This window comes from Sphingopyxis sp. 113P3 (assembly GCF_001278035.1).
Classification (GTDB): domain Bacteria; phylum Pseudomonadota; class Alphaproteobacteria; order Sphingomonadales; family Sphingomonadaceae; genus Sphingopyxis.
This window is the reverse complement of record NZ_CP009452.1, coordinates 972,525-995,377: the sequence shown is the minus strand read 5'-3', so window position 1 is coordinate 995,377 and position 22,853 is coordinate 972,525. Positions and strand designations below refer to the sequence as shown.

Here is a 22,853-nt window from a genome sequence, read left to right as displayed (position 1 = left end):
CCTTTTTGGGAGGGACGACATGGCAATCGAACGATATCGGGCATGGCTTGCAGCTACGACTATACTTCCCGTCGGGGTGATGTTCGGCAGCACGGCCTCGGCGCAAGACGCGTCCTCCATGAGCGAGAGTGTGGCAAACGCAGCCGCTGCCGCTACGCAGGACGATCGGGCCGGCGTCAATGACATCATCGTTACCGCCCAAAAGCGCGAACAGTCGATCAACCGCGTCGGCCTGACGATCCAGGCGATGGGCGCCGACGAATTGCAGAACCGCGGCATTCGCGGCGCCGAAGACCTCGTGCGCGCCGTTCCAGGCTTCACCTTCACCCCTTCGCCTTACTCGACGCCGGTCTATACGCTGCGCGGCGTTGGTCTTTATGATTCCGGGCTGGCTTCCTCGCCATCGGTCAGCGTGTATGTCGATGAAGTTCCGCTTGCTTTTCCCGTCATGACCAAGGGCGCGACGCTCGACGTCGAGCGTGTTGAAGTGCTCAAGGGCCCCCAGGGCACGCTGTTCGGGCAAAGCTCCACCGGCGGCGCGGTGAATTACATCGCCGCGAAGCCCACAGACACGCCCGCGGCTGGAGCCTACGCCAGTGTCAATCAGTTTGGCGAAGTCGATATTGAAGCTTTTGCCAGTGGCCCGCTTAGCGAGACATTGCGCGCGCGCATTGCCGTGCGCACGACCAACGGCGGTGCGTGGCAGAAGAGCACGTCGCGCGGGGACAAGCTTGGCGACGCGTCCTTCCTTCAGGGGCGCTTGTTGCTTGACTGGCAACCGGCCGATCGAGTCAAACTGTCACTGAACCTCAATGCCTATCAGGATCGCGGCGATCCCCTCGCGCCGTCGCTGGTCCGCATCGCACCGATGGACCCGGCACTGATCGCGCCGGGGTTCGCAACCTCGCAACCGGCGCGCGGACCGCGCGATGCCGATTGGGCGAAGGGTTTCCCGAACCGTGACAACAGCTTCTATCAGGCGACGCTGCGCGGTGACATCGATGTTACCGACGGTATCAAGCTCACGTCGATTTCCTCCTATCAGCACGTCGATGTCGATGAACGCCTCCCGCAAGGTGGCACGCCGCTCCCCTATCAAAATATCCTTCACCGCGGCTTTATCTCCTCCTTCAACCAGGAGGTTCGCCTTGCCGGCGATACCGGGGCGCTGAACTGGCTCGTCGGTGCAAGCTACGAGCATGTGAAGGCCGACGACAACCTGATCTATGATCAGACGATCGTGTCCAACCGCCAGCCGATCCCCGGCCTGCCTCCCTATCTCGACGTCGGTAACACGCTGACACAGCGCAGCAACACCTTTGCCGCCTTCGGCAATGCCGAATATCGGGCCGGGGACAATCTGACGCTGCGCGCAGGCATGCGCTATACGCACTTTAGAAACCGCGGCACCGGGTGCAGCTATGAAACATTGCCTTCCAACGAATTGGGGCAATTGTTCGAGGTGCTGCAGTTCCTCGTGAAGGGCAGCTTCATTCCGATCGCGCCTGGACAATGCGCCAGTCTGAACGAGAATTTCGATCCCGCCGCAGCCGATCTTCGCCTGCGTGAGGAGAATCTCTCGTGGCGCGTTGGCGCTGATTACCGGACGGACAGCGGCACACTGCTCTACGCGTCGGTGAGCCGCGGCTATAAATCCGGCATCTTGCCAATCATCGCTGCGTCCCGAACGTCGCAATATGACCCCGCCGGCCAGGAGCGGCTCGACGCGTTCGAAGTCGGGGTGAAAGCGCCGCTGTTCGCCCGCAAGGTCCAGCTGAACGCTGCAGCCTTTTATTACGACTATACCGACAAGCAGATCCGCGGGACGGTGCTTGACCCGGTATTCGGCAAGCTCGAACGCGAGATAAACATTCCAAAGTCGCGCGTCATGGGGGTCGAGGCGCATATCATCGCACAGCCCGTGCGCGGCCTGTCGGCCAGCCTCGGGGCCACTTACCTCGACAGCTCGGTGCGCAACAGCTTTTCCGCCTATAATTCGGACGGCATCCTCATCGATGCGCGCGGATCGCAGCTCCCCTTCACGCCAAAGGTGCAGATTGTCGGCAACATCGAATATGCGGTCGACGTGGGGCCCCGGATCCAGGCCTTCATCGGGGGCGACGGTACCTACCACAGTGCGGACAATGCGAGCCTGCGCAACGACGCAGTGCCGGCCGACGAGTTCGGCATCAAGGCATATACGGTGTTCGACCTGCGCGCCGGCGTCCAGTCGGCGGACGACAAGTGGCGTGCGACAATCTTCGTGAACAATGTTTTCAACGTGGTGCGCTGGAACACGGTGTTTCGCCTGATTGATGCCTATCACCGCTTCCAGGACCGCCCGCGCACGATCGGCCTGTCGGTGCGGTATCGCTACTGATGGGTGACACCGCCGAACTCGATGTCATTGTCTATGGCGCCAGCGGCTTCACGGGTCGCCTGATCGCCGAGCGGCTAGCCGAACGGGCGCGTGAGACCGGACTGCGCTGGGCGATGGCGGGCCGAAGCCTTGCAAAGCTCGCGGCGGTCCGTCAGGAACTCGGCCTGCCCCGCGACCTTGCCTTGATCGAGGCCGCATCAGAAGACATCGGCGCGCTCGATCGCATGACAGCTCGGACCCGGTCCGTCATCGCCGCGGCGGGCCCCTTCCAGCTCTACGGATCGGCACTGGTCGCCGCCTGCGCCCACTCCGGCACCGACTATCTCGATCTTTCTGGCGAGACCGTCTGGATGCGGCGGATGATCGACGCCCACGCCGCCGACGCCGAGCGGAGCGGCGCGCGCATCCTGTTTTCATGCGGCTTCGACTCGGTGCCGTTCGAGCTTGGGGTGGTCTACCTTCAGGACGCCGCCCGCCGACGGCTCGGCGCCGCGCTGCCGCGCGTGAAGGGCCGGGTCCGCCAGATGGTGGGAGGATTCTCAGGCGGCACGGTCGCGAGCGGCAAGGCTACCCGCGCATTGATGAAAGCCGATCCCGACGCGGCGCGCCTTCTTGCTGACCCATTTTGCCTCACACCGGGTTTTGCAGGACCGCCCCAACCGGTCGAGGCGGGCGCTGCCTATGATGCCCACCTTGGCGAATGGATCGCCCCGTTCGTCATGGCGCCGATCAACACGCGCAACATCCATCGCTCCAACGCGCTTCGGGGCCACATATGGGGAACGGATTTTGTTTACGATGAGGCGTGGGCAACCGGCGGCGGTCCCGATGGCGAAAGCCGCGCGCGGTCAATCGAGGGGGGGAGCCCGCTGGGCGACAACGCGACGCTTCAGCCCGGCGAGGGCCCGAGCCGCGCCGAACGCGACGCGGGGTGGTACGACCTGCTGTTTATCGGCATCGCAGCAGATGGGCGCGAGTTGCGCCTCAGCGTGACGGGCGACCGCGACCCCGGCTATGGATCGACCGCGCGGATCATCGTGGAGACCGCGCTCTGCCTGCACGATCATCGCCTGGACATTCCCGCCGGCATATGGACGCCGGGCGCGGCGCTCGGACTGCAACTCGTCGAGCGCCTCGAACGCCATGCCGGACTGACCTTCCGCGTTGCGGACACCCAGCCGGCACCTGCTGTCGTTGCGCCGTCCGAGATCTGACTATGACAAAACCCATTAAGCGGAGAGCCCGATGACCAAATTCGACACTAGCATTCGCGCACCTTCCCAACCCTCCATCAGCGACGACACCGCCGCCATCGCGGCACTGCACACGGCTTTCGCGCGGCAGAAGGCTGCTTTCCTCGAGGATCCGCAGCCTGATATTGCGGTGCGTAGGTCCAATCTGGCCGCCATCATCGATATGATGATCCGCTACCGCCAGCGCATCGTGGACGCGATGCACGCCGACTTCGGTCATCACCCCGCGCCCGAGACCGACCTGATCGAAGTTCTGGGGATGGTCGGGCGCGCCCAGCATGCGCTCGACAATCTGGAGTCATGGATGGCGCCGCAGCGCCGGCAAGGCGATCCAGCCCTGTTCGGCGACGCCGCGATTGAGATTCGCTACCAGCCAAAAGGGGTGATCGGCAATATTTCGCCCTGGAACTTCCCCTTTGATCTCTCTGTGGGGCCACTGATCGATATTCTCGCCGCCGGCAATCGCGCGATCCTGAAGCCCTCGGACTATACGCCGGCTTGCGCCGACCTCCTGGCCGAGATGATCGCGGAGACTTTCGAGCCCGATCTGGTCACCGTCACAGTCGGCGGCGTCGATCTGGCAAAGGCCTTTTCCACGCTGCGCTGGGATCATCTTTTGTACACCGGCAGCCCCGCCATCGGCCGCGAGATCATGATCGCTGCCGCGCACAATCTCGTACCCGTCACGCTCGAGCTCGGCGGCAAATGTCCGGCCATCCTCACCGAAGGCGCACTCGACGAAAGCGCGGTGGAATCGATACTCGCGACCAAACTTCTCAAGAATGGCCAGATGTGCATCTCGGTCGACCATGTCTTCGTCCCGCGCGGGGAAGTCGGCCGTTTCGTTGAACTCTCGCGCCAGTGGTTTGCGCGGCACGTTCCCGATTATTCGCGCGGCCCCGACTGCACGGGGATCATTTCGGATCGCCACATGGACCGAATCGAAGCGATGCTGAGCGAAGCGCGAAGCGCCGGTTGTGACATCATCGAGGTCGAGGAGGGCGGGGTCAGCGACCGGACGACGCGCCGGATGCCGCTCGTGCTCGTGCTGGATCCCGGCCCCGACCTGCGTTTGATGCGGGAAGAGATCTTCGGACCGATCCTGCCGGTGATCGGCTATGACGACCTTGATGACGCCATCGCGGATATCAACGCTGGCGAACGGCCGCTCGGCATCTACGTATTCGGCGAAGCGGAAATCGCCGAAACGGTCTTGAAATGCACCGTGTCGGGCGGGGCCGTCGTCAATTCCTGCGCCGTCCATGGCGCGATCCCCGACCTTCCTTTCGGCGGAATCGGTAGCAGCGGCATGGGACGCCATCACGGCCTTGAGGGCTTTCGGGAATTTTCAAACCCGCGCGGCGTAGTGGTACGCAGAACGCAGGATGAGTTTCTCACCTTCTGCCCGCCGTTCGCGAAGGCCGCGGCGCTTGTCGAAAATGCGCTGAGATGATGACGGAACCTCGCCAACTTTTCTCGCTGGAAGGCCGAGTCGCGCTTGTCACCGGCGGATCGCGCGGCATCGGACAAATGATCGCCGCCGGGTTTGCCGCGCAGGGCGCGCGGGTCTATATCGCGGCCCGCAACGCGCAGGCCTGCTTCGAGGCAGCCGCGGCGCTTGGTCCGAACGCTTTTGCAATGCCCGCCGACCTTGGCACCATCGAAGGATGCGAACAGCTGGCGGGCGACCTTCGCGAGCGCGAGGCGCGGCTCGACATCCTGGTCAACAACGCCGGTGCCGCGTGGGGGGCGCCCTTCGCCGATTTTCCCGAAAGCGGCTGGGACAAGGTGATGAACCTCAACCTCAAATCGCCATTCTTCCTGACCCAGAAACTGGCGCCACTGTTGAAGGCGGCGGCCCGGCCCGAGCGCCCCGCCAAGGTCATCAACATTGGCTCCGTCGACGGCCTGCGCCTCAGCGATTGGGAAACGTACAGCTATCAGGCATCGAAGGCCGCGCTTCATTATCTCACGCGCGTTGTCGGGGCGCGGCTCATCCTCGACCATATCCACGTTAATGCGATCGCTCCGGGTGCCTTCCCGTCAAAGCTCAATCAAGCGGCGCGAGACGATGCCGAGACAGTTTCCGCGTCGATCCCCACCCGGCGCCTCGGGGAGGCCGAAGATATGGCGGCTGCCGCCATCTATCTCGCAGCGCGATCCGGCGACTATCTGGTTGGACACACGCTGGTCGTCGATGGCGGGGTGACCTCTGCCAGGCTCCCGGGGGATCACCGGGCTATCGATGCGGCCGCTCTCAACCATACGTAACGCTGGGCGCCGTCCGCCGTCGCACGGGGTTGGTCTATCGCTCAGCCGTTTCCTGTCCGAGGCGCTCGATGAACCCAGCGAAAACCGCCTTAAAATAGGCTTCGCCCGCTTTGTGAGTAATAGGGGCATCCACCCCGAGCGTCTGCCGGGTACGCCTCCTCATGCTGCCAGCGATGCTGGCGCCTTGCCCCAGCGGAACTCGCTTTGATCGCTCCACATGCGGTGCATGATGACAGCAAGCTTGCGGGCGACGGCAACGCGGGCCTTCGCCATGCCGCGCCGCTTCGCGATGTTCATGCCCCATGCCTTTAGGGCCGACCACTTCTTGCACCGGGTCAGCAGCGTATGGGCAGCCTCGTACAGCAAGGTGCGGGCAAGCTCATCGCCGCATCGGCTGACGCGCCCCTGGATGTCGGTTTCGCCCGACTGATAACGCCTCGGGGTGAGACCGAGATGGGCGCCCACATCGCGTGATCGCCGGAAGCGCTCTGGCTGATCCACGGTCGCGCGGAATGCCAGTGCCGTTAGTGGACCGACACCCGGTATCGTCATCAGCTGACGGCAGATCGGTTCGACCCGAACCGATTCCAGCACGCGACGGGTCAGTCGCTCGAGTTCGCGGTACATGGTCGCGATGATCGCCAGCAGGGGTTCGGTTATGTCGGTCAATGTGGGATCCGCCTCGGCCAGCTCGCGGACCCGGGCCGAGAACCGCTTGCGCCCCGGCGATCCCACCTTGAGCCCGCTTTCGCGCAAGACAGCCCGCACGGCATTTTCCATGTCCCGCAGCTTGCACAGCACCGTCCGGCGCGCCACCAGCAGCGAACGCGCCATCCTGGATGGCGCGCTCTTGACGTGGACCTGGCGATACCAGCCCGTCCGGATGATTTGTGCCAAGCCGCGCGCGTCATTGCGGTCGGTCTTGTTCGGCATCGCGCTCATCGCGCCTTTCGCGTGACGCGTTTCGATGCACAAGGCCGGCAAGCCAGCCCGCGTCAGCCCCTGGTGCAGCCAGGCAGACTGCGAACAGGCTTCGAGCCCTATTCGCTCCATCGGTAGACCGACGGCATCGAACGCCGATATCAGGCTTCCTGGATCGCTGGGCGCGCGCAGCTCGCGGACGATCGCGCCCGTCTCATCGACAATGCAGATGGCCGTCTCTTCCAACGATACATCCAGTCCGGCATAATAGCTCATGGTTGCTTCTCCTTATGGTTGTGGCCGCTCACACGGACCACGTTCTACCATTTGCGAGGAGCAGCCACCCCACCGACTCGGCGGAGCCCCAATCACCCCATCTGAACTGGTTTTCCTGATCCAGATCTGTTCGATCATTCTGCCCATTCGGGTCGTCGCCTTCTCACACCCCTTTCATCCAGCCTGTCTGGGTTAGCCTGGTATCAGGCAGCCATGACCGGCATCGGATTCTTGTAGTCTTCGTTCTTTGTCAGCATGGCCCAGATCTGACGCGCCATCTTGTTGGCCAGTGCGATGGCGACCAGCATGCGCGGCTTACGGGCCATCATGCGCGCCAGCCATGAGCTTTCCAGGATCGACTTGCGTCCCATCCAGTTCAATCGCGACATGGCACCAATGATCAGCATCTGCCGGATGTCGGCCTGGCCGGCCTTGGTGATCCGCCCGAGCCGTTCCTTGCCGCCTGATGAAAACTGTCGCGGTACCAATCCAAGCCACGCCGCAAAGTCACGGCCATTGTGAAAGCTCGCCATGTCAGGCGCAAAGGTCTCCACGGCCATCGCCACCAGCGGGCCGATGCCGGGCATGGTCTGCAATCGCTTCGATACCGGTGTGGCGGCTGCGAGTTCCTTGATCTTTGCTGTCTTCGTATCAATCCAGCCGTTGAGCACAGCAAGCTGCTCGAGCATTGCGAGGCACTCCTCGCGCATCAATGCCGGCAGATCGCTGTTGGGCGCCTCCAGGATCGCATGGATGCGGCCGACGTGCTGGATGCCCTGAGGGATAACGTGCCCGAACTCATACAAAGCTGCCCGCAAGGCGTTCACCGTCTCGGTTCTCTGGCGCACGAGGCGCTGGCGGGATCGATACAGGATCGCAGCGCTCTGCTGAGCCTCGCTCTTGGGTTCAACAAAGCGCATCTCGGGCCGCTGGGCCGCCACCACAATCGCCTCGGCATCGGCTGCGTCGTTCTTCTGGCGCTTCACAAATGGGCGCACGTAGCGCGGCGCGATCAGCCTGACTTCGTGACCAAATCCGCTCAGCACACGCGCCCAGTAATGAGCGCTACCGCAAGCCTCCATTACGACCGCGGCGGCTGGATGCCGGGCCATGAGCGTGCGAAATGCTTGCCGCGACAGCTTGCGTTGAAACCGCATCTCGCCGTTCATCGACGCCCCGTGAACCTGAAAAACAGACTTTGCCAGATCCACACCAATCATCGTATCGATACTCATGGTTGCCGTCCTTTCCGTTCGTAGCTTGAACCAAAACTACGCTGGCACATCTTGATGCCGTCAGGGAGGGCGGCAACCACCCCATCTCATTGATCAGAGCCAGAATATGACGGTCGCGGCGAGAGCGACGGCGGAGAAGAAGGCCTTCGGGCACCGATCGTAACGGGTTGCGACCCGCCGCCAGTCTTTCAGGCGACCGAACATGATCTCGATACGGTTGCGGCGTTTGTAGCGGCGCTTGTCGTATTTGACGGTCTTGTTTCGTATTTTCCGACCCGGGATGCAGGGCGTGATGCCCTTTTCCTGCAAGGCGTCACGGAACCAGTCGGCATCATAGCCTCGGTCGGCCAGCATCCTTTGTGCCTTGGGCAGGCTGTCGAGCAAAGCGGCCGCGCCCGTGTAATCGCTGACCTGCCCGGCGGTCATGAAGAAGCTGATCGGGCGACCGTTCGCATCGCTCACGGCATGCAGCTTCGTATTCATGCCGCCTTTCGTGCGGCCGATCAGACGTCCCGGACCCCCTTTTTTACCCCAAGGCTCGACGCCGTGCGGTGAGCCTTGAGATAGGTCGCGTCGATCATGATCGTCTTGCGATCGGGAGCCTGCGGCGTCGCCAGCCCTTCCATCATGCGGATGAAGATGCCTTTTTCACTCCACCGCTTCCAGCGATTATAGAGCGTCTTTGCCGGGCCATATTCCCTCGGAGCATCCCGCCACCTCAGCCCATTGCGGTTGACGAAGATGATCCCGCTCAAAACCCGCCGATCATCAACCCGTTCGCGGCCATGACTCTTCGGAAAATAGGGCCGAAGGCGGGCCATCTGCTCGTCCGTCAGCCAGAATAAATCGCTCAAATTCAGGCTCCTTCGCGGCCGCCTGAATCATAATCGCTACCTCAAATCAATGGGTCCTGACCCTAATGGTTAACGCCTTGGGTGGGTGGTTATCAAATATCTGTCGAAAAAAGCCAGTGGAGTGAGGCTAACGACCGCCAAACCTCAATCTTGCAAAACTTAGTGGTATCCACTAAATTGAAAGCATGGACAGAGCGATCAGCGCCAGCGAGGCCAACCAGCATTTCTCGGAGCTCCTCCGCGACGTGTCCGAAGGCCAGAGCTTTACCGTGATGTCTCGCGGCCGCCCCGTGGCGCGCGTGCTTCCTGTTGACCGCGATCAGGAGCGCCGTTCGGTCGACCGGCTGCTCAAGTTCGTTACGCAGCTCCCCGTCCGTCATTCCGGCAATTGGTCGCGCGACGATCTTTACGAATGATGCGCGTCGCCCTCGACAGCAATATTCTCGCCTATCTTGCCGGCGTCAGCCGATCGGCGGAAGACGATGGCAAGATCGCGAAGGTCCGCGAGCTCGTGTCCCGCTTGGCAGAATCGGTCAGCCTGATCGCGCCAGCACAGACCTTGGGCGAGCTGTTCGTGGTCTTGCGGCGCAGCGGTGCTTCCGCCGAAGAAGCGCGCGAGGTTCTGCTCGAATTTGCCGAAGCGTTTGGAACGTCGGCCTCGGAGATGCGAACTGCACTGTCGGCGGCGGATCTGGTGGTCGATCATAAGCTGCAATTCTGGGATGCCTTGATTGTGACTGCTGCGGCCGATGCAGGCTGTGCGCTGCTATTATCCGAAGACATGCAGCATGGTTTCGTGACGAGAGGGCTGACGATCATCAATCCGCTCGCGGACGATACCCATCCCAAGCTGGCGGCGCTCATCGAAGCATCATAATATCCGGGATTGGCCGGTGCACGAACCGCTCCGCGGATTGGCGCTAGCGTCGACGTAAAGCGGTCCAGCGACCGCCCCACCTGATTGAACGTCCGCAGCCAGAGGCAGACCCTTCCGACTCCTTCAACCTGAGGAGTCGAACGATGAACATAGAGTAATCGCGGGGCGTGATCACCTTCACAGGCGATCTGCGTGGGAATGGTGGTTGCCCCCCGATAGGTTGAAAAACGGGCTCACGATGGACACCGGGCCCAGCAACAAACGGGAGACAACCATGGACCAATTTATCGGCCTCGACGTGTCTTTGAAAGACACTTTCATATCGGTCCGCGAAGGCGGCAATCGGATATGGCGCGGCAAGTGCCCATCGGATCCTGCGCTGATAGGAGAGACCATCCGAAAACGCGCACCGAACGTAAAACGAGTTGTTTTTGAGACGGGGCCGCTGTCGATCTGGTTCTATCACGCCATGAAGCAGGACGGTTTGCCCGCGATCTGTATTGATGCTCGCCACGCCAAGGCAGCACTCGATATGGCGCCGAACAAGACCGATGCAAACGATGCGGACGGTCTTGCGCGTCTTGCCGAAGTCGGCTTCTACCGCGAGGTACGTGTGAAGACCTTCGACAGCATGCTGATCCGGACGCTCGTCGCAGCGCGCACTCAGATGCTCAGAACGACAACACAGATGTCGAATCAGATCCGCGGTTTGATGAAGACGTTCGGCCTGGTCGTTCCCGGTGGTACCGGTCGCGTTTTTGAGGGTCACGTGCGCCGCCTTCTGGCGAGCAACGCCGGCCTCGAAAAGATCATTCTGCCAGTGCTAGAGGCGTGGCGCGGCATGCGCGCCCGTGCTGCAGAGTTGAGCAGGCAGCTCATCGCCTCGGCGCGTGCGAGCACGCAGTGCCAATTGCTTTCCTCGATTCCAGGCGTCGGCGCGGTAACTGCCTCGTCCTTCGTGGCGGCGATCGAGGACCCGAAAAACTTTCCGAAGTCGCGTGCAGTTGGCGCTTGGATCGGATTGACAACCAGGCGTTATCAGTCGGGCGAAGTCGATTACGATGGTCATATATCCCGGCGCGGCGACAACCATTTGCGCGGTCTGCTGTATGAAGCGGCAGTCGTGATACTCACGCGCGCCACGGCTGACAGTGCGCTCCGGACCTGGGGCCTCAAGCTCAGGGAGAAGATCGGCTTCAAGCGAGCCGCAGTCGCGGTCGCGCGCAAGCTCGCTGTCATAATGCATGCCATGCTCAAGACAGGTGAACTATTCGATCAGTCGATCGCTGCCAAAGCATGAGATGCAAGGTGAAGGGACACTACGTCTGCTGATTTAACCTTCTCTCTCTCCCGTTTGCGTCCCTGCTGGACGCGCCGAGCCGTCCCCGTCGGGACGAGGACAGGATCATTCCGTTAAGCTCGTTGCATGTGCCACTATCCCGGCAAATGCGTGATGAACATTGGAAGGTCCCATCCACGAAGACCTATCCTGCGGCAGGCATGTCCCGACCGCGTAAACGACCATGTACCCGACAAGCGGCATTGCTGGCACGTGTAAGCACAAGAAGCAGACGGCCTCACCTTGTTCCATCTGCGATACGCAATCGTAGATCAAAGACGTTCGCCAAAAACTCGCTTGACGAGGCCACGATTAAACGACGAGCTTATCCAGATTGGGCCGATCAGCCCGCTACGCCAGCGGCTGATCGACGACATGGCCTTTCGCCGGTTTACGCAAGTGTCAAACGGCCCTTTAATTGCGGGTATCTGTCAAGCCTGCATATTGATCCGAACCGGGGTCATGGTCCTTTTCGAGGTCATGCCTCATGATGATGTCCGGGTCGGATGCCTCAACGTGCGCAACGCGGTCCTGGAAGTCCGCAGCCGTTTGAACGAGGTCACCGCAACCACCGTCCCGGTGGATCATCACAGGTCTGGCGTCAGGCCTGCAATCTCAGGGTGGGTATGACGGTCAGGCAGGCTGCTTCCCCCACTCGAACTCGGTTCCATCCACCCAGATACAATGAAGGATGATGGCGAGCTTTCGGGCGACCGCGACCTGCGCCTTCTTCATGCCACTTCGCTTCGCAAGCCGCAGCCCCCACGCCTTGAGCGAGCACCACCGCTTGGTTCGATGGAGCAGCACGCTGGCCGCCTCGAACAGATAGGCGCGTAACAACCGGTCGCCCCAGCGCGAGATTTTTCCCGTGACGTCCATTTCACCCGATTGCTTTCGGCGGGGCGTAAGTCCGAGATAAGCGCCAACCTTTGCCGCATTCTGGAAACGGGTTGGATCGTCGATCGTGTGACGATATGTCAGGGCCGTGACGACGCCAATGCCCGGCACGGTCATGAGCCGCCGCGTCGTTTCATCCTCTCGCGCAAGGTCGCGGATTGTTCGGTCGATCTTTTCCAGTTCGCTACAAGTCTGTTGGTGCACGGATAGCAGCGGCCGAAGAATGGAGCCGAGAGCATGGCCATCGGCGATGAGGTCGTTGACCCGCCGTTGGAATTGCCCGCCGGCAGCGCGTGGAAAGAGCAGACCGCATTCCTTCAGCATAGACCGCATCTGGTTTTCGAGGTCGCGCCGGACCCGTACCAATCGGGATCGACACACGAGGATGGATCGCGCGGTCTGGCTTTCTTCACTCTTGACGGCAACCTCCCGATACCAGCCGACCCGGACGAGTTCCGCCAAACCGCGAGCATCATTCTCGTCGCTCTTGTTCATGCGAACGGACAGGGCCGCAGGGGCGTGACGCGCATCGATGCAGACCACGGGCAAACCGGTGCGCTTGAGTTCATGCCAGAGCCAACTCGACATGGCGCCCGTCTCGAGGCCGACGCGTTCGGCATTGGGAGCTTTCTTGGCGATGACCGCCGCCAGCACGCCCGGATCGGATTTCACCCGGCCCTGGTGTATGGGCCGTCCTGCCTCATCGACGATGCAAATCGACGTTTCCTTTTGCGATACGTCCAGTCCGACATAGTGCTTCATGGCGATGCTCCTCCGTTACGATGATTTCTCGCATCCTGCAGCTGTCGCGCCCAAATGAGAACAACGGCAGCAATTACGTCATCGTGCGCAAAAGGGACCCCCTTTCACGATGGCGCAGGGTTGATCGGACACGCGCTCTTGCGCTGCGCGCGGCGTAGGGAGGGCGGAGCCCGACCGGAGGCGCGCGCAGCGCAAAGCATCTTTTAATCGGAGGTCGGCGGGGGTGATCAGCTGCGGTTTTTGAAGCGCCAGCTGTCATTGCCAGTCTCGACGATGTCGCAATGATGGGTGACGCGATCGAGCAGCGCGGTGGTCATCTTGGGATCGCCGAACACGGTAGGCCATTCGCCGAACGCGAGGTTGGTGGTGATGATAACGCTGGTCTGCTCGTAGAGCTTGCTGACCAGATGGAACAGCAGTTGGCCGCCTGAGCGGGCGAACGGCAGATATCCCAGTTCGTCGAGCACGATCAGATCGAGGCGGGATAGCTGGGCGGCGAGAGCGCCGCTTTTGCCGATCCGGGCCTCCTCTTCGAGGCGGGTCACCAGATCGACGGTGTTGAAGTAGCGGCCTCGCGCACCCGAGCGAACGACATTGGCGGCGATGGCGATGGCCAGGTGGGTCTTCCCGGTGCCCGTGCCGCCGACCAGGACGATGTTGCGCCGAGCGGGCAGGAACGCCCCACTGTGAAGCGAACGCACCAGCCCCTCGTTGATCGGCGTGCCCTCGAACCGGAACGCATCGATATCCTTCACGACCGGCAGCCGGGCGGCCGCCATCCGGTATCGGATCGAGGCAGCAGGGCGATGTGTTGCTTCCGCGCGCAGAAGGTCGGTCAGTATCTCCATCGTGGTGCGCTGGCGCTGAAGGCCGGTGGTGACCGCATCGTCGAACGCGCCCGCCATGCCCTTGAGCCCAAGCCCGCGCATCGCCTCGATCATGTCATGCCGCTGCATCGAAGGTCCTCAGCTGGTCGTAACGGGCGCAGTCGGCGATCGGCGGATGGCGCAAGGCGCTGTCTTCGGAGGTGATGATGGTGAGCGGTCGCGGCGGTTCGCGGCGGCGCGCCAGAATGTTGAAGATCAGGTCGTCGCTCGCCGTGCCGGTTGCCAGAGGATGAATGCCTTTCAACACATGAGCGAAGCGCACCTTGGCCGCTACTGCCGCGAGTTTGACCTTCGCTGTAACACGCGCAGCCTGTCGGACAGCGAGCGCGCTCAGACGATTGTGAACGGTATGGAGAGCCGTCGTCTCACCTATCGGCGGATCGACTCAGTCGCCGCCGAAGGCCGCGCATCATCATATCATGCTGCATGCGCTGGCGAAGCGGGGTGACGGGAACGTCCGTTGTAACGATAGTCATCATATGCTCCCCTTCGTTGAAGGAGCTCCATGATCGGCCTACCGCGCCGCCTGGCTCAACGTCCGTGCATTCTCGCTACCGCAGTCCTGGCGCCCCTCCCGCGAAGCGGGTTCGTCCATCAGGCGCAAAGCGGTCAAACGCTACTTGAGGGAGCGGCCGATCGTGTGCAGCCTCAACCCGGTCGATCGAAGTGACTTGCAGGCTGCGCTCGTTACTGTTGCCATTTGGACCAAGATGACGAGAATGCCCCCATCGGTTCGCGGGGATCAAGAATGCAAGACGGACTAGTCGATCGGATTTATGAATGCTCGGTGGTGCCGGAGGCGTGGCCAGCGGTTCTCGACGAGGTGGCGGCCCTCGCGGGATCGGCAGGGGGGCTGCTCTTCTCGGCGCGCAAGGCACTGAACTGGACCGCTTCCGAGCGAGTAGCCGACGTCTTTGCGGCCTATGTGGAGGAAGGATGGTTCGGGAAATGCAGTCGGCGCGTTTGCCTGATGGGCCGCGAAGAACCCTCCTTTTTCGTGGAGCATGATTTCTGGAGTGACGAGGAAATTGATGCCGACCCGGTGTATCGCGACTTTTTCCGTCCGCGCGGGCTGGGATGGTCGGCGGGAACCGGGGTCCAGGTGCCGACCGGTGACAATATCGTGTTCAGCGTCGAGCGGGCCTTTACTGACGGCCCCGTGGCGGCCGAAAGCGTGTCACGGCTCAACCTTCTGCGCCCGCATCTGGCGCGCAGCGCGCTTGTGAGCGCGCGCATGCAGCACAAGCGCGCGCAGGGCGCCGCCGAGGCGCTGACGGCGATTCAGCTGCCGGCCTTTCTGCTGCGCGCCGGCGGTGAAGTTGTCGAGATGAGCCAGCTTGGCGCCGATGTGTCTTCGCTCGTGATATTGGGCGCACACGGCCGCCTGCACCTGGCCGACAGGCAGGCCGATGCGCTCCTCGACGATGCCCTCGTATCGCTGACCTCGGCGCCCGAAATCAGCGCGCGATCGTTTCCGGTGCGCGACGCGGCTGGAATGCCCCGGCAGGTTGCGCATCTGATCCCTGTCCCGCGCGGCGCACACGATGTCTTTGGGGATTCGTACGCTTTGCTGATGATGGTACCGGTCACGTCGGATCGCGTGCCCTCAGCCACCCTGCTGAAATCGCTATTTGACCTGACGCCGTCGGAAGCGAGGGTTGCCAGCGGTATCGCCCGCGGCGAGACGCCCGATACAATCGCGGCATCAGGCCAGGTCGCCATCAGCACCGTTCGCAGCCAAATCCGCAGCGTGCTCGAAAAAACGGGCACGTCACGGCAGTCGGACCTTGCCGGGCTGCTGGCCCGGATCGGTGCAACTGCCCCGAATTAATCGAAAAACTTCGTTCCATCCTCCATCTGAAGGATGAACAGCGCGCAGGGTTGGGCTCTATTCGCAATCGCTGACGGCGATCTGCGACCCACAGTCGTCAGCGGGCGGTGCGCCTGACCCATCGGGCCAAGCGCACCGCCGCCAGATCCGACCCGATCACCAAGCAGCGTCGCCGCTCAGCGGTCAGCCGGTTTGGCCAAGACTCGGAGGGGGCTAGGAGGACCGTCGGTCGCATCGAAACGATGAGCGAATTCGAGGGGCAGGTTCAATTTCTTGCGATCGGCAAATGACAGCCACAGCGAGCTCAGCGCGCCATCGTTTGGCCAGAACATTCGCAGCCGCGCTGGTCGCGGCGGCGGCGCTGTTTACGCCGGCAACCGTGGTGGCATCCGCGGCGGCCAAAGAGCCCGCCGACGCGTTCGCGCTGCACCAGGCCGCCCTTACCGCGGAACGGCAGGGCGAGATGATGCTGGCTATCGAGAGTTTCGACCGCGCCTGCGCCATGAAACTGGCACCTTCTTGCACGATGGCAGGGCTTGCCAAGCTGGACGACGCGAACGGCAGCGAAGACCTGATGGCCGCCGCACGCGATCTTGCAACCGGGTGCCTCGCGGGGAGCGATTTCGCGTGCGCAAAAATGGGCGTGGCGCTTGGACAAGCCTTCCCCGGCGCGGCGAGCGCAGAGGGTATTGCCGCGATCGCACTGTTGCAGATGGGCGAAGATTGCCGCGCCACCCCGCACGACACCGCCTGCTACGACGCCGCCGCCCTGTTGCACGCCGAGGAACGGGGCGGCGCGGATATGGGCGCGATACAGCGTTACGCTGCCACAGCCTGTAACCATAAGGCCTATCCAGGATGCCTGCCCTTGGCGGCTTTGCCCGCGGACGAAAGCGATTTAGTAGAACGCGCGTCGGCGCATTGCCGTGCCGCTCGCGCGGATGGTTGCATGACCTTGCTGGCGTTTCTTCTGAAGGACGAGGAGCGCCTGAAGGCGCCCGACGCGCCGACAATCCTTCAACAAGCATGTGCTGCGCAAATCGGCATCGCCTGCGCCAACTTGGGGCTGTTTTACGCAAACGGCCCGATTGGTGCGCGTGACGATAGCGCCGCGCGCCGTTTCATGCGCGCAGGCTGCGATGGTGCGGTCGCGGAGGCCTGTTTCGCCTTCGCCGTGATGCACAAAAAGGGCATCGGCGGCCCCGTTAACCGGAACCGGTCGGTGGAACTGTTCGCCCACGCCTGTGACCTTGGTTGGGCAGAGGCGTGCGAAACGCTGGCGACGATCATCGGAGATGGCGACGCGTCGGCGCAGCCCGACCAAGACGCCCACACGCTGCGCCAAAGAGCCTGCCGGCTTGGCAGCGACAACGCCTGCGGCGCGGGCACGTCAGCCTCGACTTCACCGGTTTGAAAGGCGGGCCAGCTCGTTCCATGCCAATTCGCAGGATCCTCTCGCGCATGTCCATCACGCTCTCCGTATCTGCAATCCTCGCATCGGTCACCGCCGCGCAGGCGCAATCCGACAACGAAAAGCTGCGTTCGATGGCGCAACTTTACGGCGTCGCGACCTATGCCTTGGGCGCCAATGAGCAGTGCGACCTGCTCGATCAGGGCGAGTATCGGGGGCTGGTCGTGCTGCGCGACGCGCTCACCCCCGACCTCTCGCGTGCCACGACGAGCGAAGTGTTTACGTCGTTGAACCACGCACCGACCGGGACGAAGGACTGGGCAAAGGGATGCCTCGCGCGCCGCGCGCACGAAACCGAATGGCGCCGCATCGATAGCGCGCAGCTGATTGCGCACGCGCTGCAGGCGGCGCCCACGGTGATGACCAGCGATCCCGGCAAATGCTCGACGGGTAATATGGGCGAGAAGCTGCCGCGATCCGACTGGACAATTGTCGCAGCCATGGCCGCCCGGCACCACGCCAATAGCGAACGCGCGGCGTTCGACGGACTGAAAAAAATGTTCGCCGGACTGATCGACGCAGACTGCGCGCGCGCGCAGAGTTCGTCATTGCTGCAGGCGGGGTTTGACGCCCTTTGGCTCGCCGAGGACAATGCCCTCGCCAACGGCGGCGACAAAGGCCCGGGTTCATCGCTGGCGGGCAGATATCAGTCTGTCGTGGCGGCAAAGGCAATGGGGCCGTGGCGGCTACGGCGCGGCGGTTTTAACGGGTCATTTCCGCGCGACGGGATCAACGCTTTTCGCCTCGTCGGGCGCGGCGACACCACCACCGCCTTCCTCCATCTGGCAAGCATTGGCGCGTTCAGCGGTCCTCGCGGTGAACTGCTGTTCCGTCCTAACGGTGGCTGGACGGTCCGGCTCGGCGGCAATGCTCCCGCCGTCGCGTTGAGCATCAGCGACGGCACGAGCATCCCCCTCATCAAATTTTCGGGAAGCGGGACGGAGGGTCTGGGTTCTGCGCGCTTCGAGCTGCCAAAGGCATTAATCGCCGCGCTCGTGGGCAAGGCCGACGCGACTATCGTCCATATCAAGTGGCAGGACGGCGACGGCAAATGGACGCCCTTCTTTGGCCTAGGCCGGAAACCCGATCCCCAGAAATTCACGCTCGGCGAGCTCCGCGAAGCCATCGCATGGGCGACCGTGCCGCGCCCCGAATGATGACCACCTTGCTCCGCCTTTTCCTCGCCCTAACGCTTACGGGCCTATTCACGCTGGCCCCGGCGTCGTCGGCACAGTCGCCGGGCAGCGACGCGGCCGATCTGCCCCGGGCGTGCGACATCGACCGCGACGCGCAATCGTGCCTCAAACAGGCAATCCGCCTTTACGAAGGCAAGAAGCTTTCCAAGGACGACCTGACCGCACGTCGCTTCGCAGCGAAAGCGTGCGCGGAGGGGGCGGCCGAAGGCTGCAATTTTCTTGCCGCAATGCTCGAAAAAGGGATCGGGGGCCCGGCCGATCGCCAGGCGGCGGTGCGCAACTATCGCCGGGCGTGCAGTGCGGGCTATGCCAACGCCTGTTACAACCTCGGCCAGCTCTTTTACTACGCGGCAGCGAATGAGAGCGAGGTCGTCCAGGCGCGCGCGCTATTCGCTGAAGCGTGCGACGCAAAGATAGCCGATTCCTGCAACAATCACGCCGTGATGCTGAAGTTCGGTGAAGGCGGGCCGCGCGATCTGCCCGCCGCCCGCGCTCTCTTCGATGCTGCCTGCGCGGCGGGCAGCATCGATGGCTGCACCAACTATGGCTATATGCTGATGATGGGCGAAGCGGGACCGCGGGACGTCGCGCGCGCCGCGACCTTGCTCGACGCGGCCTGCACCGCCAACGCTGCAAATGCCTGCGACAATATGGGGGTCATGCTGATGAACGGCATGCACGGCCCGGCCGACTTCGGCAAGGCGGGCACGCTGCTGCGCAAGGCCTGCGCGCTGGGTAGCCATGGCGGTTGTTTCAACCTCGGCCAGATGCTGACGAAGGGACCGGAACGAATCCGCGATGCCGGAGCGGCCGACGCCGCGCACAAGGAAGCCTGCCGGCTTGGGCACAAGCAAGCCTGCACCCTCACAACCACCCCTTTGCAACCGGGAGCATGATGATGTTTTGCCTTTCACCCGCACGGCCCCTGACCCTGATCCTCGCAGTGGCGGCGCTCTCCGCGCCAGCCCTTGCCCAAAGCGGCGGTCTCGACGATCTGGTGGATGGCCTAGCTGCCGAATCCAAGGAAGCGCTGGAAGCATCCGAGGCGCGGGTGAAAAAATGGTTCGCTGATGCCGATATTCAGGCGCTCAAGGCACGCGCCGATGCGGGCAATGCGTCCGCGCAGGTCGCTTTCGCTGATAGGATTCGCGACGATCTGCTCGGCGAACCCTGGGCACGCGAAAAGACCCAGCAACAAATGCTGAAATATTATGCGCTCGCGATGGCGCAGAACAACGGGCTGGCGTTCGCGCGGGTCGGCGAAATTGCGGAATCGCCCGACTACAGCTGGAAAATGAAACGGCGCTCGCGCGATCGCGGCGAAGCGATATCCTATTATGAAAAAGGCGCCGTGCTCGGCAATCGCGAGGCGGCGGCAGGCTTCCTCAGAATTGCGCTCGATCCCAACTATTGCAGTTTCTGTGAGGATCAGGGCGAACTGAAATTTGACCGGACGAAACGCGAGGCTGCCGGTCTTCTTGACAAGGAGTCGGGCGAACTCTCCATCGCCTACCGAACGGAAAAGACAGAAGCCCTGGCAAAGGCCATCCGCTATGCCACCCCCGTCCGGCTGCGTGCGGGCGACGCGGCAGCGCACCTGCTCGCCGCGCAATATCTGACCGGTGTTCAGTATCACTGGAGGTCCGGGATCGGCATTACCGACGCGCAAAAACCCCGCTGGCAGCTGCTGGAGGGCGACTATCTGCTGCCTCGAAACACCGCGAAGGCGATCGAGATACTGACCGAATTATCCGGGCGCGGCGACAATCTTGCTAGCCGTAAGCTGGCGTCGCTTTACTTTACGGGCAGGAATGACGGCGGCGGCGCGGTGCTGCGCGACTATGACAAATATATCTTCTATATGGACCGGGCGGTGACCAACGGCAGCGTGCTCGCAGCAAACGACCTCGGATTTGAGCTGCTATCAGGCCGCAAGCTCCCGGCTGATCACGCGCGCGGTTTCGAATATATCGCGAAGGCCGCGCTCAAGGGATATGGTCCCGCCGAACTATCCGCCGGCTATGCACTGCGCGACGGGCGCGGCGTGACCAAGAATGAGGCGCAAGCGCTCGAGATGTTCAAGCGCGCCGCCGACCACGGCGAGCTAGACGGGGCGGTGCAAGCGGCCGCGATGTATCGGGCTGGGCGCGGTACGACAAGCGGCCGGGCCGAAGTCCCGAACGCCTATGCCTATGAAAAGAAAGCCGAGGCGATGCGAAAGCTGACCCCCGCGATGGCGGACGTGGTTCGTCGCGGTCATCAGGACAAGTTCGACTGATCCGATCAAGCCCGCGGGTACAAGGTTCGCCGACCGTCGGGAGCACGGATGAAGGCCGGAAGACGACGGCACTAATTTGGCGCGGCTTGGCCTGACCGCGAGGCGTTCAATTTGAGTAGAGCCTTCCGTGACATCGGCATTAAAAACAATTCCCGCGGCCTTTGTGGTTTCGCTCGGACTGGCCGCCCCAGCCAACGGCAAGGAGCGCGTCGATACCTATCTCGTGCCGGATGCGACGGGTGGCGCCCCGATCTTGCTGAAGAGCGTGGGAGACTGGCACAAGGAAAAGAGCGTTCGCGCCGCGGTCGTCAAGTCCGGCGTTCCGATCGCCAAAGAGCAGAAAGTGCCGGGGACCCGACATCATCAGGCGCTGAAGGGCGATGCCGTCTATCTGCGTGGTATCACCGACGTCAAAGGCAAAGAGCTGCTGCCCCGCGCCTATCGGATGGCAGTGCCCATATCCTCGCGCACCGCGCTCGTCCGCCGCATGGACGAAATATATGGCTTCGTCGATCTCAAGACGCGCGAGTTCCGAGCGCTGCCGCCAGCCGCCAGTTTCAAGACCTTTCCTTTCGGGTCCAAAGCTCCCATGCGGCTCGTACTCGGCACGCGCCAGTCGGATGGGACATATTCGTACTGCGTTGTCGGCGCGACGCGCAATTGCGATGCCAAAATCACCAAAGTTGATGGAAGCGCGACCAGCAACCGGCTCGAAAGCAGCATTCATGGCTTTGCAGACAATTTCGTCGTGCGGCATCGCGAGGGTGATCGCACCTGGTCTGCGAGCTATCGTTGGGATCAGACGGTGGTTGCTTCCGCGCTGCCACCGGTGACCGTCGTGCAACGCTATGATCGGGACACCAACAGTATCCGGTTCAATTCGCTCCTGTTCGAATTGCCACTACCGCCCCGGCGCTTCGGCACTGTCCTGACCAAATTGTATTGGCCGATGGACGATAGCGCTAGTCCCGCAGCAATGCCGGGCGATTTCGTCGGCATGTTCCCTTTCGATCCGATACGAACGGGCAGCAAACATGTCGAAGCGTGGGAAGGCTATGTTGTCATTCGTCTGGTCGATGGCGAAGAGCGATACTGGATTGGCGATCGCATCCAGCGCGGCAGCGAGGTCATTTATACGCCGGAAATGCTCGCTAAAGTGAGTCATGCACTGGTCGGACCCTTCACCGATGTCTGGATCGAGGGCGGCGGGATTGACGCAAGGGGCGATATTCCGGATCGATTTTATCGGCTCGCCGTCCGGAGAGGAGGAACGGGTAACGCCGCGCAGTGGGTTTCTGCCGAACGGCTCGACCCAACGGTGCCGCTCATGACACGTCTGAGAGAAGCGCAGACAAGCACGCTTAGCGTAAGCGACCCAGTGCTCGCAACGCACCTTCAACTCGGCGCCGATGCACGCCGCCGCGACGCGGCGCTCGCCGCCTACAAGGCGCAAACCGATCAACGCGGCAAGATCCTGTCCGATTTGCGCGCTCTGCCGCAAACATTCGTTTCGGCTCCGGGGTCGTGTTACCCCTATTATGCGCATGCGAAGACCCAAGTCGGCCACGAACCCGGTCTGTTTATGCGTGCCTATGATGCCAACCCAACCGAAGCGTGCCGCCTTGTTCCAGAGTCGATCTATGCCAGCATGGAACGTGCCGGGCTAATTCGGTCGGGCGGCACTGCGAGCAAGCTGCCGGAAAAGACCTTTGCTGAAAAGGTCGCGGACTGGAACCGGGATATCGAAAGTCGGGGCAAGGCTAAGGAGCTCGAGCGGGCCACCACGGGACGCACGTGCGTCACCGTGGTGCATGTGCGTTATTGCTAGCGCACATTTTACCTCTTGAGTTGGAGGCTGCCCCGCAATCCCCAACCGCTACGTTTTGGCGTGGCCGCTAAAGAACGAGCACGGAGAGGATTTCACGGATTCGGGCAAAAACTGCCGTTCTTCGACATCACAATTACATGGCGGTTTTCAAGGGTGGGCCGGTCGGTACCACGATCACTTTTGGGCCGCATTCAAAGCTATAGTGCACGACCGAAATGAAGCGTAAAGCGGATGATCAGTCCTCAGACGACCTGATCGATACCCCCAACCTGTAGCTTCATTTAAAATTCGCGCTCA

General features: G+C 62.3%; 19 protein-coding genes and 1 pseudogene. 14 read left to right on the top strand and 6 right to left on the bottom strand.

Annotated features, from left to right (window positions below; translation table 11 throughout):
• The first annotated feature begins 19 nt into the window (after window positions 1-19).
• Genes LH20_RS04835 through LH20_RS04820 form a run of 4 tightly spaced genes read left to right on the top strand, consistent with a single transcriptional unit; the run spans window position 20 to window position 5,904 of the window.
• Entirely contained in the window at window positions 20-2,380 is a 2,361-nt protein-coding gene (locus tag LH20_RS04835) for a TonB-dependent receptor (protein WP_053553252.1), read from the top strand.
• Entirely contained in the window at window positions 2,380-3,594 is a 1,215-nt protein-coding gene (locus LH20_RS04830) for a saccharopine dehydrogenase family protein (RefSeq protein WP_053553251.1), read from the top strand. The genes LH20_RS04835 and LH20_RS04830 overlap by 1 nt, the downstream gene beginning before the upstream one ends.
• A gap of 31 nt (window positions 3,595-3,625) precedes the next feature.
• Window positions 3,626-5,086: an aldehyde dehydrogenase family protein gene (locus LH20_RS04825; RefSeq protein ID WP_053553250.1), complete on the top strand. Its 1,461-nt coding sequence runs from the start codon at window positions 3,626-3,628 to the stop codon at window positions 5,084-5,086.
• Window positions 5,083-5,904, top strand: coding sequence for an SDR family oxidoreductase (locus tag LH20_RS04820; protein ID WP_321164237.1), 822 nt, complete (start codon window positions 5,083-5,085; stop codon window positions 5,902-5,904). The genes LH20_RS04825 and LH20_RS04820 overlap by 4 nt, the downstream gene beginning before the upstream one ends.
• A gap of 159 nt (window positions 5,905-6,063) precedes the next feature.
• On the opposite strand, the gene LH20_RS04815 is transcribed toward LH20_RS04820, so the two are convergent.
• From LH20_RS04815 to LH20_RS22755, 3 genes are all read right to left on the bottom strand, one after another.
• The gene (locus LH20_RS04815; RefSeq protein ID WP_053553249.1) at window positions 6,064-7,101 is read right to left on the bottom strand and encodes an IS110 family transposase; all 1,038 of its coding nucleotides are present in this window, start codon (window positions 7,099-7,101) and stop codon (window positions 6,064-6,066) included.
• Window positions 7,102-7,304: 203 nt separating this feature from the next.
• A complete protein-coding gene (locus LH20_RS04810) occupies window positions 7,305-8,336 on the bottom strand; it encodes an IS110 family transposase (protein WP_053553248.1) in 1,032 nt (343 codons plus the stop codon).
• 93 nt (window positions 8,337-8,429) lie between these two features.
• Window positions 8,430-9,190 (bottom strand): IS5 family transposase gene (locus LH20_RS22755; RefSeq protein ID WP_144423520.1). Its coding sequence is split into 2 segments (ribosomal slippage): window positions 8,430-8,866 and window positions 8,866-9,190, totalling 762 coding nucleotides; the frame shifts between segments, so codons are not numbered across the junction.
• A 185-nt stretch (window positions 9,191-9,375) separates the two neighbouring features.
• Here LH20_RS22755 and LH20_RS04795 point away from each other — a divergent pair.
• The 3 genes from LH20_RS04795 to LH20_RS04785 all read left to right on the top strand — a co-directional run bounded on the left by LH20_RS04795 (window position 9,376) and on the right by LH20_RS04785 (window position 11,367).
• Complete coding sequence (locus LH20_RS04795; protein WP_053553245.1) at window positions 9,376-9,606, top strand: type II toxin-antitoxin system Phd/YefM family antitoxin; 231 nt, start codon at window positions 9,376-9,378, stop codon at window positions 9,604-9,606.
• Window positions 9,606-10,067 (top strand): PIN domain-containing protein, encoded by a 462-nt coding sequence (locus LH20_RS04790; RefSeq protein ID WP_144423519.1) that lies wholly within the window; start codon window positions 9,606-9,608, stop codon window positions 10,065-10,067. The genes LH20_RS04795 and LH20_RS04790 overlap by 1 nt, the downstream gene beginning before the upstream one ends.
• A gap of 274 nt (window positions 10,068-10,341) precedes the next feature.
• On the top strand, window positions 10,342-11,367 hold the full coding sequence (locus LH20_RS04785) for an IS110 family transposase (protein WP_053553243.1): 1,026 nt from the start codon (window positions 10,342-10,344) through the stop codon (window positions 11,365-11,367).
• A 672-nt stretch (window positions 11,368-12,039) separates the two neighbouring features.
• Here the strand turns inward: LH20_RS04785 and LH20_RS04780 are convergent.
• The 3 genes and pseudogenes from LH20_RS04780 to LH20_RS04770 form a co-directional block, all read right to left on the bottom strand.
• Window positions 12,040-13,065, bottom strand: a complete 1,026-nt coding sequence (locus tag LH20_RS04780) for an IS110 family transposase (protein ID WP_053553242.1) — start codon at window positions 13,063-13,065, stop codon at window positions 12,040-12,042.
• 227 nt (window positions 13,066-13,292) lie between these two features.
• Complete coding sequence (istB, locus tag LH20_RS04775; protein WP_053553241.1) at window positions 13,293-14,021, bottom strand: IS21-like element helper ATPase IstB; 729 nt, start codon at window positions 14,019-14,021, stop codon at window positions 13,293-13,295.
• Window positions 14,008-14,178: pseudogene (locus tag LH20_RS04770) on the bottom strand (IS21 family transposase); the annotation flags it as partial. The gene istB and the pseudogene LH20_RS04770, both read right to left, overlap by 14 nt.
• Before the next feature lie 21 nt (window positions 14,179-14,199).
• Between LH20_RS04770 and LH20_RS04765 the strand changes: the two are divergent.
• The 7 genes from LH20_RS04765 to LH20_RS04730 all read left to right on the top strand — a co-directional run bounded on the left by LH20_RS04765 (window position 14,200) and on the right by LH20_RS04730 (window position 22,556).
• Window positions 14,200-14,400: a hypothetical protein gene (locus tag LH20_RS04765; RefSeq protein ID WP_053553239.1), complete on the top strand. Its 201-nt coding sequence runs from the start codon at window positions 14,200-14,202 to the stop codon at window positions 14,398-14,400.
• Between the two features lie 300 nt (window positions 14,401-14,700).
• A complete protein-coding gene (locus LH20_RS04760; RefSeq protein ID WP_053553238.1) occupies window positions 14,701-15,783 on the top strand; it encodes a helix-turn-helix transcriptional regulator in 1,083 nt (360 codons plus the stop codon).
• Between the two features lie 286 nt (window positions 15,784-16,069).
• Complete coding sequence (locus LH20_RS04750) at window positions 16,070-17,197, top strand: tetratricopeptide repeat protein (RefSeq protein ID WP_235527117.1); 1,128 nt, start codon at window positions 16,070-16,072, stop codon at window positions 17,195-17,197.
• A gap of 47 nt (window positions 17,198-17,244) precedes the next feature.
• Window positions 17,245-18,411: a hypothetical protein gene (locus LH20_RS04745; RefSeq protein WP_053553235.1), complete on the top strand. Its 1,167-nt coding sequence runs from the start codon at window positions 17,245-17,247 to the stop codon at window positions 18,409-18,411.
• On the top strand, window positions 18,411-19,346 hold the full coding sequence (locus LH20_RS04740; protein ID WP_235527116.1) for a tetratricopeptide repeat protein: 936 nt from the start codon (window positions 18,411-18,413) through the stop codon (window positions 19,344-19,346). The genes LH20_RS04745 and LH20_RS04740 overlap by 1 nt, the downstream gene beginning before the upstream one ends.
• Window positions 19,343-20,728, top strand: coding sequence for a tetratricopeptide repeat protein (locus LH20_RS04735; RefSeq protein ID WP_083455298.1), 1,386 nt, complete (start codon window positions 19,343-19,345; stop codon window positions 20,726-20,728). The genes LH20_RS04740 and LH20_RS04735 overlap by 4 nt, the downstream gene beginning before the upstream one ends.
• Before the next feature lie 127 nt (window positions 20,729-20,855).
• Complete coding sequence (locus tag LH20_RS04730) at window positions 20,856-22,556, top strand: hypothetical protein (RefSeq protein WP_144423518.1); 1,701 nt, start codon at window positions 20,856-20,858, stop codon at window positions 22,554-22,556.
• Window positions 22,557-22,853 lie beyond the last annotated feature (297 nt).